Raw genomic sequence first — 15075 nt, forward strand, 5'->3', positions numbered from 1 at the left:
GTCGAGAGGAGAGACGTTATGACTGACCAAAATCTGGAGACTATCCTGCAGGGTAGCGGCGACATCGTCGATCTGCTGCGCAATCAGCAGGTCGGGCCGAATGCCTATCCCGGCGTTCCGGCAGAATATTCCAACTGGCGCAGCGAACAGATCGCCTGGGCCAAGACCTGCGTGCTGTTCAACCAGTCGTATCACATGGTCGATCTCGAAGTGTCCGGCCCGGATGCCTTCGCCATGCTCAATTATCTGGCTATCAACAGCTTCAAGGGCTTCGTGCCGAACCGCGCCAAACAGTTCGTGCCGGTCACGCCCGATGGCTATGTCATCGGCGACTGCATCCTCTTCTATCTCGAGGAAAACCGCTTCAACATCGTCGGCCGCGCGCCCGCGATCGAATGGGTCGAATATCATGCTGCGACCGGCGATTGGGACGTGAAGGTCGAACGGGACGAGCGCACCGCCGTCCGCCCCGATCCGGAAAACCGCAAGTCCTATCGCTTCCAGCTGCAGGGCCCGAACGCGATGAAGACGCTGGAAGTGGCGATGGGCCAGACCCCGCCCGACCTGAAGTTCTTCCACATGACCACGATCGAAATCGCGGGCAAACAGGTCCGCGCGCTACGTCACGGCATGGCTGGGCAGCCCGGCTATGAGCTGTTCGGCCCCTGGGCGGATGGCGAGACCGTGCGCCAGGCGCTGATCGCGGCGGGCAAGGATTTCGGGCTCACGCTGGTCGGCGGCCGCACCTATTCGTCCAACACGCTCGAATCCGGCTGGATCCCGTCGCCGCTGCCCGCCGTTTACACCGGCGAGGCGCTGAAGCCCTATCGCGAATGGCTCGGTGCCAATTCGTACGAAGCCAAGGCCTCGATCGGCGGCAGCTTCGTGCCCGACAGCATCGAGGGCTATTATCTCACCCCGTGGGACCTCGGCTACGGCCCGTTCGTGAAGTTCGACCACGACTTCATCGGCCGCGACGCGCTGGAGCGGATGGCGGGTCGTCCGCACCGCAAGAAGGTCACGCTCGCGCTCGATACCGAGGATGCGCTGCGCGTCATCAGCTCGCAGCTGCAGAAGGGCGACCGCGCCAAATATATGGAGTTCCCCTCGGCGGTCTATGCGATGCACCCGTATGATTCGGTGCTGGTCGACGGCAAGATCGTCGGCGTCTCGACCTGGATCGGCTACAGCGCGAATGAGGGCAAGATGCTGACGCTCGCCATGCTCGACGCCGATTACGCTGAGCCCGGCACGCAAGTGACGCTGCTGTGGGGCGAACCCGATGGTGGCACGCGTAAACCCACGGTCGAGCCGCACGTGCAGACCGAAATCAAGGCGACCGTCGCCCCGACGCCCTATTCGGAAGTTGCGCGCGATTCCTATGCCGATAGCTGGCGCACCCGCCAGACGGCTTGAGTGGAGCAGGGGGGTGGCGCGCCGTCGCCCCCCGTTTCCCTCTACGAAATGGCGAGCAAGTCGGTGGTGCGGATCAGCAATTCGGTCGCCCGCCGCTCGATCTCCGCGTCGAAGCGCACGAACGGGATCGCGAAGCTGAACGCGCCCACCACCACACCGTCGATAGAAGCCGCGCGCCCGATGCCGTAGATGCCGGGCGTATGTTCCTCGCGCGTATGGGCGATACCGCTCTCCCGGATCCGCGCGATTTCGGCCCGCAGCGCCCCTTCCTCGACGATCGTCGTAGCCGTGAACGGAACGCGGTCGGTCTCCGCGAAATAGCGGTTTAACTCCTCATCCGGCATCGCCGCCAGCAACGCCTTGCCCGCTGAAAATCCGTGCAGCGGCGCATGCCGCCCGGTCGCGACGGCATAGCGCAGCGCGTGCTCGCTCGTCTCGGTCACCAGCGATTCGACCTCCCAGCCGCGCCGCACGAAGAACGAGATCGTCTCGTTGAGCTGAATCCGCAGCGTCCGCACCAGCGGCCCGACCGTCTCTGCCAGCGAGAAAGCCGGGACATGCGCCTGCAATCGCTCCAGCCCCGGTCCAGCGCTATAGCGCCGCCCGTCGCGCGTCAGATACTGCCGCTCGACCAGCGTGCCGAGCAGATAGGACAGGCTGCTGACCGGAATACCCAGGGCCGACGCAATCTCCTGCGCCACCAGCGGCCGCCCGCGCGATACGACATATTCGATGATATCGAGCGTGCGCATCGCCGATTTGACGGTCGCGGGCGCAGCGTTCGGGGATAGATCGGCCATGCCGGGTTTATACCGCTTTGTGGCGACGCGGGAAGCTCACCCGGTAAAGTGCAGCGACCCGCGCCGCTCGGCAAAGCGCCATCCGTCATCGGTCAGCACGAAGCGGTCGTGGAACGACCCCACCAGCGGTGCCGGCGCTCCGGTAAACAACAGCATCGCGCTTTCGCCTCGCGCGCGGGTCGCGCTTTCCACGTCGATCACGATGTTGGCGCAGAAATGCCGCGTGGTGCGCGGCGGCCGCGCCTGGAACGCCGCCAGGATCGCGTCGCGTCCGACGACCGGCTGGTCCGGTGCGGTCGGCCGCGTCATCACCCCGTCGGGCGCATAAAGATCGGCCACCGCCACCCAATCCGCCGCGTCGTTCAAATTGGCGTACAGGTTGATCAGCCGCGCGCACTCGGCCTCGATCGCACGCCGTTCGGCGGGGTCGCCAATATGCTCTTGTTGGTCGAACCCCGCCATCGTCATCATCCTCAGAAGGTATAGCCGACCGACAGACCATAAGTCCTGGGCGGCAAATAGGTCACGCCGATCAGGCGACCCGTCGCCAGCGCAAACGTGCTCGACGGGCGGAAGATATCGAACGCATTCTTGACGAACGCCTCGACCTTCAGCTTGCCGCCATCCGGGCGATAACCGAGCGACATATCGACCATCGTAAAGGGTGCCGAGCTTTCGATCCCGCGTTCGAACTCGCTGAAATAGATGCGGCTCTTGTACGAAATGTCGGCGGCGGCGGTAATCTTGCCGGGCAGCGAGACCGGCAAATCGTAATCGCCGTGCAGGTTCCAGGCCCAGCGCGGGCTGTTGCGCACGTCGTTGCCGGCCAGCTGGATATTGCCGCCGCCGGGCGCGCCGAATGCGGTCGGATCGGGATTGGTCACCGCATTGTACGGCGTCCCGCCCGCCACGTTCACCGGGTTGAGCGGATCCAGCGTCAGATAGTCCGCGAAATGCGCATCGGTGTACGACACCGCCGCGCTCAACCGCAGCGCCTGCGCGGGCCGCGCGAACAGTTCGAATTCGAAGCCCTTCGCCTTGGTCCGCGCCGCATTCTGGAAGATCGTGGTATAGCCGGTCGGCCCGCCCGAGATCGTCTTGTTGAGCTGCAGGCCGGTCAGCGTGTAGCTGTAGAGCGCCAGATTGGCGGTCAGCCCGCGCGTGACGGTCGCCTTCACGCCGACTTCGTGGTTGGCGACCTTTTCCGGATCGACGATCGTCGTGCTGCCCGACGCATTCTCCGGCGACCCGGCCTTGAAGCCTTCGGAATAGGTGTAATAGAGTAGCACGTCCTTCTTCGGCGTCCAGGAAATCCCCGCCTCGGGCGTGAAGTCCTTGAAGGTGCGCTCGCGGTGCGTGCCCGCGGGCGTATAGATCAACGTCGGCAGCGCATTGTTCGGCGCGGCGGCATTGTAGCGGATCACGATGCCCGGGTTTTCCGAGGTGACATGCTCGGTGCTCCAGCGACCACCCAGCTTCAACGTGACGCCCTCCAGCGCATCCGACACCGCGCCCAGCTTGATTTCGGTATGGCCGAAGATCGCGAAGGTCTCGGTGCTCAAATTGGATTTCGTGCAGACCCGCTTCGGCGCGATGATCGTGCCGGTGACCGAACTGGGGCCAAATCCGCACAGATTATACGCCGTCGCCAGGTCGATCCCGTCACGCTGCAGGATGCCGATGTTGGTGGGCAGGCCATTGCGCCGCTGATACCCGACATTGTCGATCGGGCGCTGGCGTTCGTTGAAATAATAGGCCGCGACCACCGCGTTCATCAGGTCCGAATTGTAGTTCACCTGGAATTCGTTGCTGACCTGCTTCGAATCGATCCGGCGTTCCTGCACCGTCGTCGGCTGTCCGTTGAACGGGAAGCCGTTGACCACCGCCGACAGATCGAGATCCTGGAACAGCGAGCTGCGGAAACGGCGGTAGTTGGTGATGTTGGTCAGGCTGAGCGTATCGGTCAGCCGGGCGTGGAACGTGCCGGTGATCGAATAGGTCTCGGTATCGGTGCCCGGCTGCGATTCCGTCGCGAGATCGCGCGGAGCGCTCGCATAGCCGCCCACGCCGAGCGGGGCGAGCCGCGCCACGCCGGGGAAGGACGCGCGCAGATAATGCACCGCGCCCGAGGAATCGTTCTGGCGGAAATATTCGCCGCTCAACAGGAAATCGACCTTCGGGCCAAGGTCTACCGCGACTTGCAGGCGCGCCATGCGGCGGCTGAGATCATCGACATCGGCGCCGCTGACCGGGTTCTTGCCAAAGCCGTCGCGATTCTCGGTCCGCACCGCCAGGCGGGCGCGCACCCCGTCGATGATCTTGCCGCCGATCGCCCCCTCGGCGATGATATTGTTGTAATTGCCATAGGTGATCCGGCCATAACCGGCGAGCTGCTCGGTCGGCTTGGCGGTGATGAGGTTGACCGACCCACCGACCGCGTTGCGGCCATACAGCGTGCCCTGCGGCCCGCGCAGCACTTCGACGCGCTCCAGGTCGAACAGCGAGGTCAATTGCGCTTCGGCGCGCGCGACATAGGCCCCGTCGACGTGCAGCGCGACGCCGGTCGAGCTCCCCGTGGTCGAAGTGTTGGCACCGACGCCGCGAATGAAGATCTTCGCCTGGTTGAAATCGCTGCCGAAATTCACCGACGGGACGATGGTCTGCAGGTCTTGCAACGAATTGACCTGGTTGGTTGCCAGTCGATCCGCGCCGACCGCGCTGACCGCGGCGCTGACCGATTGCAGCGATTGCTCGCGCTTCTGCGCGGTGACGATGATGTCGCCGGGTTCGCTTTCATCTACCGCGGCGGGCTGCGGCGCGGGTGCGGGTGCGGGCGCGGTTTGGGCATAGGCGCTGGTGGTCGCCAGCAACGTCGCGATCGTGGTAATAAGCGTCTTCATTCTGTCACTCCCCTGTTCGTTTTCGCCGGATCTTCGCCCGGATTTCGCTTCACGTCGTGACCACCACCTCGATCAGGCGGGGGCCGGAACCTTCGAACAAATCTGTGATCGCCGCATCGAGTGCAGCGGCCTCGGTCACGCGCTGCGCAGACACACCCTGGCTGTGCGCAAGTCCGACGAAATCAAGTCCCGGCACCTTGCTGCCGACGACCTCGATTCCGAACAGCGCGCCGAACTGGTCGAGTGCCGCATACCCACCATTGTTGACGATGACGAAACGCACGTCCGCCCCCGTTTGCGCGGCGGTCCACAGGCCCTGGATCGCATACATCGCCGATCCGTCGCCGAGCAGGCACAGCACCGGCGTGTCGGGCCGCGCCAGCGCCACGCCGATCGCCGCGGGCAGGCCGTGGCCAAGCCCGCCGCTGGCGCAGGTGTGGAATTCATCCCCGGCGCGGATCGGGAAATGGTCGTGCATCGGTCCGCGCGTGGACGGCGCTTCCTCGACGATCGCGATGTTGGCGGGGCGCAGCGCGGCCAGGCGCGCCATCAGCAGCGCGTCGGTCAGCACGTCGGGAGAGGGCGGTGGCGCCAACTCATTGGCGCGCGCGACGGGGGGCGCGCGGGCAAGCGCGCCGCCAGCGTGTCGAGTGCGAGTGCAAGATCCCCGACCACCGCCAGCCCCAGCGGAACGCGCGACGCGATCGCGGGGTCGTCGCCGATCTGAATCAGCGTCGCCCCTGCGGGCACGAACGGCCCCTGACCCTCGACATGATATGTGAAGGCGGGCGCGCCCAGAACCAGCACGCAGTCCGCACCAGCCAGATCGCGCACGATCGCCTCGCGCGACGCGGCCAGGAAGCCGCGGAATTGCGGATGGTCCTCGGGGAACGGATTGCGCCCGGCCATCGGTGCGATCCACACGTCGGCACCGATCCGCTCGGCCAGAGCGATCAGGCCGTCGCGCGCATCATTGTTGGCGACGCCCGCTCCGGCGACGATCGTGGCCCGCTTGGCGCGCGCGATCTTCACCGCGACTTCACACAGCAGATCGGGGTCGGGTGCGGTGCGCGTGGAGACGCGCGCAGGCAGGGTGGGCGTGCACGGCCGCTCCCAATCGTCGATCGGAATCGATACGAACACCGGCCCGCGCGGGGCCTGCATCGCGATGTGGAACGCACGCGCGATCGCCAGCGGGACATCCTCAGCGCGCGCCGGTTCGGCCGCCCATTTGACGAACGGGCGCGGCAATTCGGTCGCGCGCTCGGCATAGAGGAAGGGTTCGTGCGGCAGGATCGATCGCGCCTGCTGCCCCGCCGTCACCACCAGCGGCGTGCCGTTGCGATAGGCGGTGAAAAGATTGCCCATCGCGTGGCCAACCCCGGCCGAGCTGTGCAGGTTGACCAGCGCCGCCTGTCCGCTTGCCTGCGCATAGCCATCGGCCATCGCCAGTACGATCGATTCCTGTAGGCCCAATATGTAGCGGAAACGCTCGGGCAGATCGCGGAACATCGGCAGTTCGGTCGATCCCGGATTGCCGAAGATCGTGGTGACGCCGAAATGGGTGAGCACCGCCATCACCGCGTCGCGAACGGTGTTGCCCTCGCTGGGGGCGAGCGGCTCTACCCGAAGGCCGCGCGCCGTCATGCGACCGCCGAACGGCGTAGGGACAGACGATAGACTGTCCGGCTAGATATCACGCCGCTCCCCATTTCTAATATGCGAATTTTCGCTTATCAGAAATGAGTATCGGGCAGGTCCGCAAATGGCAAGCCTCAATAGCTTGGGATCAACCGATCCGCGCGTCGGCCAGATCGGCTCCCTCGCGCAAGGCACGCAGCTTGCGCCACGTCACTGACGGGTCGATCTTGCCGTACCCTGCAAAGGTGCCGAACCCGCAATCGGTGCTGGCGATAACGCGGTCCTTGCCCACGATCGCGGCAAAGCGTTCGATCCGCTGCGCGATCAATTCGGGATGCTCGATGTAATTGGAGCAGGTGTCGATCAGCCCGGGCGCCAGTATCTTGTCGTCGGGCAGGCCAGCGTCGCGCCACACGATCCATTCGTGCTCGTGCCGCGGATTGGCCGCCTCGAACAGGATCGTGGCAGGACGCGCCTTCAGGATGATTTGAATAATCCGCTCGAGCGGAATGTCATGGTCGTGCGGGCCTTCGTAATTGCCCCAGCAGATGTGCATCCGCATCTGCTCCGGCGCGATATTGGCGGTGGCGGCGTTCAGCGCCTCGACATTCGCTTCGATCGTCTTGAGGAATTCTGCCTCGTCCATGTCCTGATAGCCGGTATGCCGCGACATCGCGAGATCGGGGCAATCGAGCTGCAACTGGAACCCGGCCTCGGCGATCGCCTCATATTCGGGCCGCATCGCATCGGTCAGGTCGGCGAGATAGGCGTCGTGGCTAGGATAGAAGGCATTGGCCTGGAACGCCGTGATCAACCCTGGCGACGCCGCGTTCAGAAATCCCTGCACCCCCGCGCCATGTCGCTCCATCGCGCGGGCGAAGCGGCGGATATCGTCGTGCAGCGGTTGCAGATTGACCAGCTTGACCGGCCCGATGCACGCCGCCCGCGTGAATTCCTGCGCGCCCATGATCGCGGCAAGCTTGGTGCGGAGTTCGGGCAGATCGGCCAGGTCGAGCGCAGGCTTGCGGTCGGTATGCCCGCCAAAGCCCGACAGCCGCTCGATGATATAGGTCGAATAGCCGACCTTGCCGAGCTCACCATCGCTGACGACGCTGACCCCCGCCGCGACTTGCGCCGCGACCGCAGCATCGACCGCCGCCTGTACCGCGGTATCGAACACTTCCGCGTCATACGCCTCGCCCTGATCGCGCGCGAGCAACAGCGGGGTCAGTTCGGGGCCGCGCGGCAAGCTGCCGACATGGGTGGTGGCGATGGTCATGTCCGCTCCTGTTCTCGTCTTCTGTCGAGGCGGGATAACAGACTTCTTCGCGTCGGCGAAGATTCATATATCGGAAAATCTTCGCTAGAGTGGCAGACCCACATAATTCTCCGAAATGGCCGCCTGCATCGCCTCCGACCGCTCGATATAATCGAGCTCCGCCGCCTGCATCCGATGTTCGAACGCGCCGTCTTCGGGGAAGCGATGCATCAGCTTGGTCAAATACCAACTGAAGCGCTCGGCCTTCCAGATGCGTGCGAGCGCCCGCGCCTGATAGCCCTTGAGCAGCGCATCCTCGCCCCGCGCGTAGTGCGCGATCAGCGCGTCGGACAGATACGCCACGTCCGATGCCGCCAGGTTCAGCCCCTTCGCCCCCGTCGGCGGCACGATATGCGCGCTGTCGCCGGCCAGGAACAGCCGCCCATAACGCATCGTCTCGAACACATAGGATCTGAGCGGCGCGATCGACATCTCCAGCGCCGGCCCGCGCGTCACGCCATGCGCCGAGATCGGATCGAACCGCGCGGCGAGTTCGTCCCACAGCCGCGCTTCCGGCCAGTCGGCGAGCTCTTCGGTCACCGGCACCTGAATGTAATAGCGGCTCCGCGTGTGCGACCGCATCGACGCCAGCGCAAAGCCGCGGTCGCCATTGGCATAGATCAGCTCGTCATGGCACGGCGGCACGTCCGCCAATATGCCGAGCCAGCCGAATGGGTAGACGCGCTCGAACTCTGCCACCGCGGACGCTGGAATGCACTTCCGCGAAGGCCCGTGAAACCCGTCGCACCCCGCGATGAAATCCGCCGCGATCGTATGCGTCACGCCATCCTTGACGTAGCGCACCGTCGGTTCGGCCCCATCCACGTCGTGCAGGCTGAGATCGGCAGCCTCATACACCACCCGCAGCCCGCGCCCCCCCGCCGCATCCATCAGGTCGCGCGTCACCTCGGTCTGGCCGTAGACCGTGACATGCCGACCGGTGTGCGCGGTGACGTCGATGCGGATGCGCCGGTCGCCATCGGCCAGATTGAACCCGGACTCGATGATCCCCTCGGCATCCAGCCGCGCATCGATCCCCAACCGTCGCAGCAAGTCGGTCGTCGTCCGCTCCAGCACCCCGGCGCGAATCCGCCCGAGGATATAGTCAGGCGACTGCCGCTCCACCACGACGCAGTCGATCCCCTCGGCGCGCAACAAATGCCCCAGCAGCAGCCCCGCCGGGCCCGCGCCGATAATCGCAACCCCGGTCTTCACCCGCGCAACTGCTGCTCGAGCATGTCCAGCACGCGGTAGCACGGCAGCACCTGCGCGACCGAGCTGTTCGGCTCGCGCCCCTCGCGGATTGCCGCCACGAATTCGCGGTCCTGCAATTCGATGCCGTTCATCGACACCGCCACCTTGGACACGTCGATCTGCTCCTCCTTGCCCGTGAACAGATCGTCGTAACGCGCCAGATAGGTGCCATTGTCGCAGATATAGCGGAAGAAAGTACCCAGCGGCCCGTCATTGTTGAAACTGAGCGACAGCGTGCAGATCGCCCCGCTCTCGGCCTTCAGTTGGATCGACATGTCCATCGCGATGCCGAGTTCGGGATGGATCGGCCCCTCGATCGCATTGGCCTTGACGATCGGCCCGGCCTGATAGGCGAACAGATCGACCGTGTGCGCCGCGTGATGCCACAGCAGATGGTCGGTCCACGACCGCGCCTCGCCCTTGGCGTTCATGTTCTTGCGGCGGAAGAAATAGGTCTGCACGTCCATCTGCTGGATGTTCAACTCGCCCGCTGTGATCCGATCGTGCAGCATCTGATGCGACGGATTGAAGCGCCGCGTGTGGCCGACCATGCAGACCAGGCCGGTCTCCTGCTGCTTGGCGAGCACCGCCTCGGCATCGGCCAGGCTGTCGGCAAGCGGGATTTCGACCTGCACATGCTTGCCCGCGTCCATGCACTGGATCGCCTGCGCCGCGTGCATCTGCGTCGGCGTGCACAGGATCACGGCGTCCACGTCATCGCGCGCCAGGCTCTCGGCCAGATCGGTCGTCGCATGGCCAATGCCATATTTGTCGGCAATCGCCTGCGTTGGCTCCAGCCGTCGCCCCACCAGCGAGACGACTTCGACGCCGTCGATCAGCTTCAATCCATCGAGATGCCTTTCACCAAAGGCACCTGCGCCTGCGAGGGCGATTTTCATGGCGTCACTCCAATATCAAAATTGTCACCCCAGCGAAGGCTGGGGTCTGGTGGTAAAGGTCGCGCCCGTCGCCGCTTGAGACCCCAGCCTGCACTGGGGTGACGGTCGGGGCGGGGGGCAACTCAGCCCGCAGGCTCCAGCACGATATGCCCGATCGCCGTATTGCTGCACGGAATGTGGTAATGCCGGTGCAGCCGCTTGACGCTCTTGCCCAGCGCCCCGCGCATGATCAGCCACATCACCATTTCGATGCCTTCGCTGCCGGTTTCGCGAAGATATTCGATGTGCGGGATGCGCCGGACATCGTCATTGTCCGATTCTAGCAGGTCGAGAAAGTGATTGTCCCATTCGCGGTTCAGCAACCCCGCACGCGGCCCCTGCAACTGGTGGCTCATCCCGCCCGTGCCCCAGATCTGCACGTTCAGATCCTCCGGGAAGCTCTCCACCGCGCGCGCGATCGCCTCGCCCAGCGCCCAGCAGCGATTGCCCGACGGCACCGGATAGGTGACGACGTTAACCGCCAGCGGCACGACCTTGACCGGCCACGCCTCGGGCTGGCCGAACATCATGCTCAACGGCACGGTCAGCCCGTGATCGACGTCCATCTCGTTGATGATCGTCATGTCGAATTCGTCGAGGATCAGGCTCTGCGCAATGTGCCAGGCGAGATCGGGATGCCCCTCGACATCGGGCACCGGGCGCGGGCCCCAGCCTTCGTCGGCGGATGTGTAGCGCTCGCCGCAACCGATCGCGAAAGTCGGGATGATCTTCATGTCGAAGGCCGAGGCATGGTCGTTGAAGACCAGGATGACGACGTCGGGTTTGGTCTCCTTCTCCCACGCCTTGGTCCATTCATAGCCCTGGAAGATCGGGCCGAAATAGTCGTCGCCGGTCTTGCCCTGATCGACCGCCACGCCCAGCAGCGGCACATGGCTGGACCCGACGCCTGCGGTGATGCGTGCCATGTCAGTTCTTTCCGGTTGGGGATTGAGCGGACGCAGCGGCGGCGTTCGCCTTGATCGACCGATTGCCCTCGGGCGGGCGACCGCCGTTCAGCATCATCTCGCGATATTCGGGGAAAGTCATGTCGGTCATGGTGGAGACGGCTTCGGCAAAGCTCATCCCGTCGGTCGAAAACACCTTGGCCAGGAAATAGACATTGCCGCCCAGATCCAGGCAGCGATTGTAATCGCGCGCCAGGATCGCCTCCTTCTGCTCGTCCGATATCGGCCAGCGGTCGAGATAGGCGCGCTCGTCGGCCTTCCACGCCGCGCGGTTTTCCGGCTGCATCAGGCTCATCGCGAACTGGTTGAGGTGATATCCCTGCCGCGCGCGCGTCGCGGTGAACACGCGCGTGCCGGGAATGTCCTCGAACTCCGCCAGATAGGCGTGGATGTCGCGGGGTTGGGTCATTGCTCTTTCTCCGTCATGCCGGATATGTTCCGGCATCCACCGTGCCGCGCGCCAACCGGCCGCAAAGTGCGCGGCACGGTGGACCCCGGAACAGGTCCGGGGTGACGATTGGAAGAGCGTTGCGTGTACCGCATCACAATCCTCGCGCCTTCAACTTCGCGTCGAGCCGGGGAAGACGCGGCGGGCATTGCCTTCGAAAATGGCGTGGCGCTGCTCCGGGGTGATCGGCAGCGCATCGACGTAGCGCTTGGTGTCGTCGAAATACTGCCCGGTCTGCGGGTCGATGCCGCGCACCGCGCCGACCATCTCGCTGCCGAACAGGATGTTCTTGGTGTCGATCACTTCGGCCAACAGGTCGATGCCCGGCTGGTGATAGACGCAGGTATCGAAATACACATTGTTCATCACATGCGTCGCCAGCTCGGGCTGCTTCAGCATGTCGGCGAGACCGCGATAGCGCCCCCAATGATACGGCACCGCCCCGCCGCCATGCGGGATGATGAAGCGTAAGCTCGGGAAATCGGCGAACAGATTGCCCTGGATCAACTGCATGAAGGCGATCGTATCGGCGGCGATGTAATAGGCACCCGTGGCGTGCAGCCCCGGATTGCAACTGCCCGACACGTGGATCATCGCCGGCGCGTCGAGTTCGACCATCTTCTCGTAAAAGGGATACCAGAAGCGGTCGGTCAGCGGCGGCGCAGTGAAATGCCCGCCACCCGGATCGGGGTTGAGATTGCAGCCGATAAAGCCGCGCTCGGTCACGCAGCGTTCCAGTTCGGCGATCGACCCGGCAAGATCGGCCTTCGGGTTCTGCGGCAACATGCACACGCCGACGAAGGTCTCGGGGTAGAGATCGACCACGCGCGCGATCAAATCGTTCGAATTGCGCGCCCAAGCCAGCGCCACGCTCTCGTCGCCGACATGCGGCGCCATCGTGGATGCGCGCGGGGAGAAGATCGTCATGTCCGCGCCGCGCTCTTTCAACAGCTTCAGCTGGTTCGCCTCGATCGTCTCGCGGATCTGGTCGTCGGAGATATCGGGGTAGGGCGGGGGTGTCTCGCCCGCCTTGAACGCCGCCTTCTGCGCATCGCGCCAGCCGTCATGCTCCGGTGGGGCGGTGGTATAATGGCCGTGGCAGTCGATGATCAGGGTCACGCGTTTATCCCACTCTCCGTCACCCCAGCGAAGGCTGGGGTCTTTTCGTTATCGGGCGAACCTTTGCGGCTTGAGGCCCCAGCCTGCGCTGGGGCGACGGAAAGGGCGGCGAGCTTCGCCGACAGGGTCGGGGCAGGGTTGAGACCCATCGCGCCGATCGCGCGCTGCCGCGCCACCGTGCCGCGCGTCATCGCGGAGCCGGTGCCGAGCGCATCGAGCGTCTTGACCACTTCCTCCATCTCCGCCGCGCGGCGCAGGCCGTGCAGCATCATCCGGTCGAGATTGTAATCGGCCTTCTCCGCCCAATCGACGCCGGGCCAGCTCACATTCAGCGCTGCGACCGCTTCGTCGCGGATGCCGGCGGCCTCGGCGGCCAGAATCCATTCGGCGGTCAGCGCCTCCAGACCCTTTACCATCACCGATCGCACCATCTTGATCGTCGAGGCCGCACCTACACCACCCGCCACGATCCGGATGTTGGTGAACCCAAACGCGGTCAGCGCCGCCGCGCCCGCTTCGGCATCGGGTCCGCTCACCAGCAACGGCACGGCCAGCCGGGCAGGGTGGACCGGCGCCAACACCGCGACGTCGACATAGCGACCACCCGCTTCGTGGATCACGGCGGCGGCGGCGCGCTTCGTGTCGGGGGCGACGCTGTTCATGTCGAGCCACAATGCCTGGCGCTCAATATGCGGCGCAGCCGCGGTCGCGGCGGCCAAGGCTTGGTCGGCGGTGACCAGCGACAGGATCACCGAAGCATCCGCTACCGCGTCGGCGACGGTGTCACAGGCGTGCACGCCCGCATTCTCGAAATCCGCCAGTTTCGCCGCGCGCGCTCCGGCATCGTCGGTCTTGCGGTCGTACCCGCGCGCCGCCCCGCCATCCGCAAACGCCATCGCGGCCTCGCCAAATCCGATGAAGACAGCGTCGTTTTTCACCCCGAAATCGTAACTTCGAACACCCATTGTTCCAAATTGGATTGTCGGATCGGCTATTTGATTTCCTGAATTCTGGTGTGCTCTGCCGCCTGTTCGATCAAGGCGACGAAACGCGCCTGTGCGGCGGTCGGGCGCCAGCCGACCCGCGTCGTGATGCCGATCGTGCGGACGCCATGTTCGAGCGGCGGGCCGATCGCGGTCAGGATGCCGCTTTCGATTTCCAGCGCGACCTGATCGGGCGAGAGCAGGATCAGCGCATCGCTTTCGCGCAGCACACCGCGGATCACCATCACCGATCCGCATTCGATCGGCGCGTCGGGGCGGTGGCGCCCAACGAACAGCGCATCCCAGTGCGCGCGCAAAGGCGTATCCTCCTGGCCGACGATCCAGCGATATTTCGACAGCGCGTCGAGCGTGGGATTCGCCACGCTGGCCAGCGGGTGGCCAGCACGGCCGATCACGACGAGCCGATCGGCAAACAGCGCGCGCTGTTCAAGTCCCTCGGGCGTCTCGTCGCGCAGCGCGCCGATCATCAGGTCGATCACCCCGTCGCGCAGCGGCTCGACCAGTTCGCGCCACGATCCTTCCGCGACGTCGACCAGCGCGCGGGGCGTTCCGCCGACGAACGCCGCGATCGCGTGCGGCAGGATCAGCGCGCGCGACAGCGGCATCGCCCCGATCGCGATCCGACCGCTATCCGTCGTGCCCGACAGTTCGACGATCCCGGCCTCGATCTCGCGCGCGGCAAGGCGGATTCCGCGCGCCAGGCGTCGCCCGGCTGCGGTCAGCGTGACGCCGCGCCCGCGCCGTTCGGCAAGCGCAATCCCGCCAATCTGCTCCAGATCGCGCGCGGCGCGGTGCAGCGCCGGCTGCGACAGGCCGGTCGCGGCCGCGGCGCCGACGAAGCTGCCCGCATCGGCCAGCGCGAGGAACGCGTGAAGCTGGCTCGCGGTCATCAGATGCTCGGGCCGGGCGAAGCCGCGCGCGCTGCGCCGCGCGGTCGCGATCGTCAGATGCTCCAGCGCCGCCGTGGCGCGGCCTGCCATCACCAGCCCCGCCTCGGTCGGCGTGACCCCGTCGGGTCGCCGCACGAACAGCGCGGTGCCCAATTGCCGCTCCAGCTTCGCCAGCCCCTGCGTCAACGCCGGCTGCGAAAGGTTCACCGCCTGCGCCGCGGCGTTCATGCTCCCATGCGCCACGATCGCGGACAACGCCCGCAAATGCCGAAGGTTAAGGTCAAACGCTCGAGTCATGCCCCGGACATAGCAAATTCTTATCGCCCATACGCAGAACCAATTATGATCCCCCCACCCCCTCGCCTAGGCGCAAACTCACAAA

13 protein-coding genes and 1 pseudogene are annotated in these 15075 nt (G+C 65.2%); 1 reads left to right on the forward strand and 13 read right to left on the reverse strand.

The features are described 5' to 3' along the window. The first annotated feature begins 18 nt into the window (after positions 1-18). The gene (gene desA / locus AB5I39_RS11765) at positions 19-1416 is read left to right on the forward strand and encodes a syringate O-demethylase (protein ID WP_404366904.1); all 1398 of its coding nucleotides are present in this window, start codon (positions 19-21) and stop codon (positions 1414-1416) included. 41 nt (positions 1417-1457) lie between these two features. Here desA and AB5I39_RS11770 read toward each other — a convergent pair whose 3' ends face one another. From AB5I39_RS11770 to AB5I39_RS11830, 13 genes and pseudogenes are all read right to left on the reverse strand, one after another. Then, a complete protein-coding gene (locus tag AB5I39_RS11770) occupies positions 1458-2216 on the reverse strand; it encodes an IclR family transcriptional regulator (protein WP_404366907.1) in 759 nt (252 codons plus the stop codon). Positions 2217-2252: 36 nt separating this feature from the next. Next, positions 2253-2678, reverse strand: coding sequence for a nuclear transport factor 2 family protein (locus AB5I39_RS11775; protein WP_404366910.1), 426 nt, complete (start codon positions 2676-2678; stop codon positions 2253-2255). 11 nt (positions 2679-2689) lie between these two features. Beyond that, complete coding sequence (locus tag AB5I39_RS11780; protein ID WP_404366913.1) at positions 2690-5116, reverse strand: TonB-dependent receptor; 2427 nt, start codon at positions 5114-5116, stop codon at positions 2690-2692. Positions 5117-5165: 49 nt separating this feature from the next. Continuing rightward, positions 5166-5711, reverse strand: a complete 546-nt coding sequence (locus AB5I39_RS11785) for a thiamine pyrophosphate-dependent enzyme (protein ID WP_404366916.1) — start codon at positions 5709-5711, stop codon at positions 5166-5168. Beyond that, entirely contained in the window at positions 5681-6763 is a 1083-nt protein-coding gene (gene mdlC / locus AB5I39_RS11790; RefSeq protein ID WP_404366919.1) for a benzoylformate decarboxylase, read from the reverse strand. The genes AB5I39_RS11785 and mdlC overlap by 31 nt, the downstream gene beginning before the upstream one ends. A 142-nt stretch (positions 6764-6905) precedes the next feature. After that, positions 6906-8036, reverse strand: coding sequence for a cobalamin-independent methionine synthase II family protein (locus AB5I39_RS11795; RefSeq protein ID WP_404366922.1), 1131 nt, complete (start codon positions 8034-8036; stop codon positions 6906-6908). A gap of 84 nt (positions 8037-8120) precedes the next feature. After that, positions 8121-9290: a 4-hydroxybenzoate 3-monooxygenase gene (gene pobA, locus AB5I39_RS11800; RefSeq protein ID WP_404366925.1), complete on the reverse strand. Its 1170-nt coding sequence runs from the start codon at positions 9288-9290 to the stop codon at positions 8121-8123. Next, a complete protein-coding gene (locus tag AB5I39_RS11805) occupies positions 9287-10228 on the reverse strand; it encodes a Gfo/Idh/MocA family oxidoreductase (protein WP_404366927.1) in 942 nt (313 codons plus the stop codon). The genes pobA and AB5I39_RS11805 overlap by 4 nt, the downstream gene beginning before the upstream one ends. Before the next feature lie 122 nt (positions 10229-10350). Beyond that, on the reverse strand, positions 10351-11193 hold the full coding sequence (locus AB5I39_RS11810; RefSeq protein WP_404366930.1) for a class III extradiol dioxygenase subunit beta: 843 nt from the start codon (positions 11191-11193) through the stop codon (positions 10351-10353). A gap of 1 nt (position 11194) precedes the next feature. Beyond that, positions 11195-11641 (reverse strand): protocatechuate 4,5-dioxygenase subunit alpha, encoded by a 447-nt coding sequence (gene ligA / locus AB5I39_RS11815; RefSeq protein WP_404366933.1) that lies wholly within the window; start codon positions 11639-11641, stop codon positions 11195-11197. A gap of 133 nt (positions 11642-11774) precedes the next feature. Beyond that, positions 11775-12799: pseudogene (locus AB5I39_RS11820) on the reverse strand (amidohydrolase family protein). Continuing rightward, a complete protein-coding gene (locus AB5I39_RS11825) occupies positions 12796-13737 on the reverse strand; it encodes a DUF1932 domain-containing protein (protein ID WP_404366936.1) in 942 nt (313 codons plus the stop codon). Before AB5I39_RS11825 ends, AB5I39_RS11820 begins: the two are co-directional and overlap by 4 nt. A 53-nt stretch (positions 13738-13790) precedes the next feature. Next, positions 13791-14990, reverse strand: coding sequence for a LysR family transcriptional regulator (locus AB5I39_RS11830; RefSeq protein ID WP_404366939.1), 1200 nt, complete (start codon positions 14988-14990; stop codon positions 13791-13793). Positions 14991-15075 lie beyond the last annotated feature (85 nt).

The sequence above is a fragment of the Sphingomonas sp. MMS24-J45 genome (assembly GCF_044881195.1).
GTDB lineage: Bacteria > Pseudomonadota > Alphaproteobacteria > Sphingomonadales > Sphingomonadaceae > Sphingomonas.

Bases quoted from the DNA above. Each gene is read 5' to 3' on its own strand.
- AB5I39_RS11830 (WP_404366939.1), bottom strand. From the start codon at position 14,990: ATGACTCGAGCGTTTGACCTTAACCTTCGGCATTTGCGGGCGTTGTCC.
- AB5I39_RS11775 (WP_404366910.1), bottom strand. From the start codon at position 2,678: ATGGCGGGGTTCGACCAACAAGAGCATATTGGCGACCCCGCCGAACGG.
- desA (WP_404366904.1), top strand. From the start codon at position 19: ATGACTGACCAAAATCTGGAGACTATCCTGCAGGGTAGCGGCGACATC.
- AB5I39_RS11795 (WP_404366922.1), bottom strand. From the start codon at position 8,036: ATGACCATCGCCACCACCCATGTCGGCAGCTTGCCGCGCGGCCCCGAA.
- AB5I39_RS11810 (WP_404366930.1), bottom strand. From the start codon at position 11,193: ATGGCACGCATCACCGCAGGCGTCGGGTCCAGCCATGTGCCGCTGCTG.
- AB5I39_RS11805 (WP_404366927.1), bottom strand. From the start codon at position 10,228: ATGAAAATCGCCCTCGCAGGCGCAGGTGCCTTTGGTGAAAGGCATCTC.
- mdlC (WP_404366919.1), bottom strand. From the start codon at position 6,763: ATGACGGCGCGCGGCCTTCGGGTAGAGCCGCTCGCCCCCAGCGAGGGC.
- ligA (WP_404366933.1), bottom strand. From the start codon at position 11,641: ATGACCCAACCCCGCGACATCCACGCCTATCTGGCGGAGTTCGAGGAC.
- AB5I39_RS11780 (WP_404366913.1), bottom strand. From the start codon at position 5,116: ATGAAGACGCTTATTACCACGATCGCGACGTTGCTGGCGACCACCAGC.
- AB5I39_RS11770 (WP_404366907.1), bottom strand. From the start codon at position 2,216: ATGGCCGATCTATCCCCGAACGCTGCGCCCGCGACCGTCAAATCGGCG.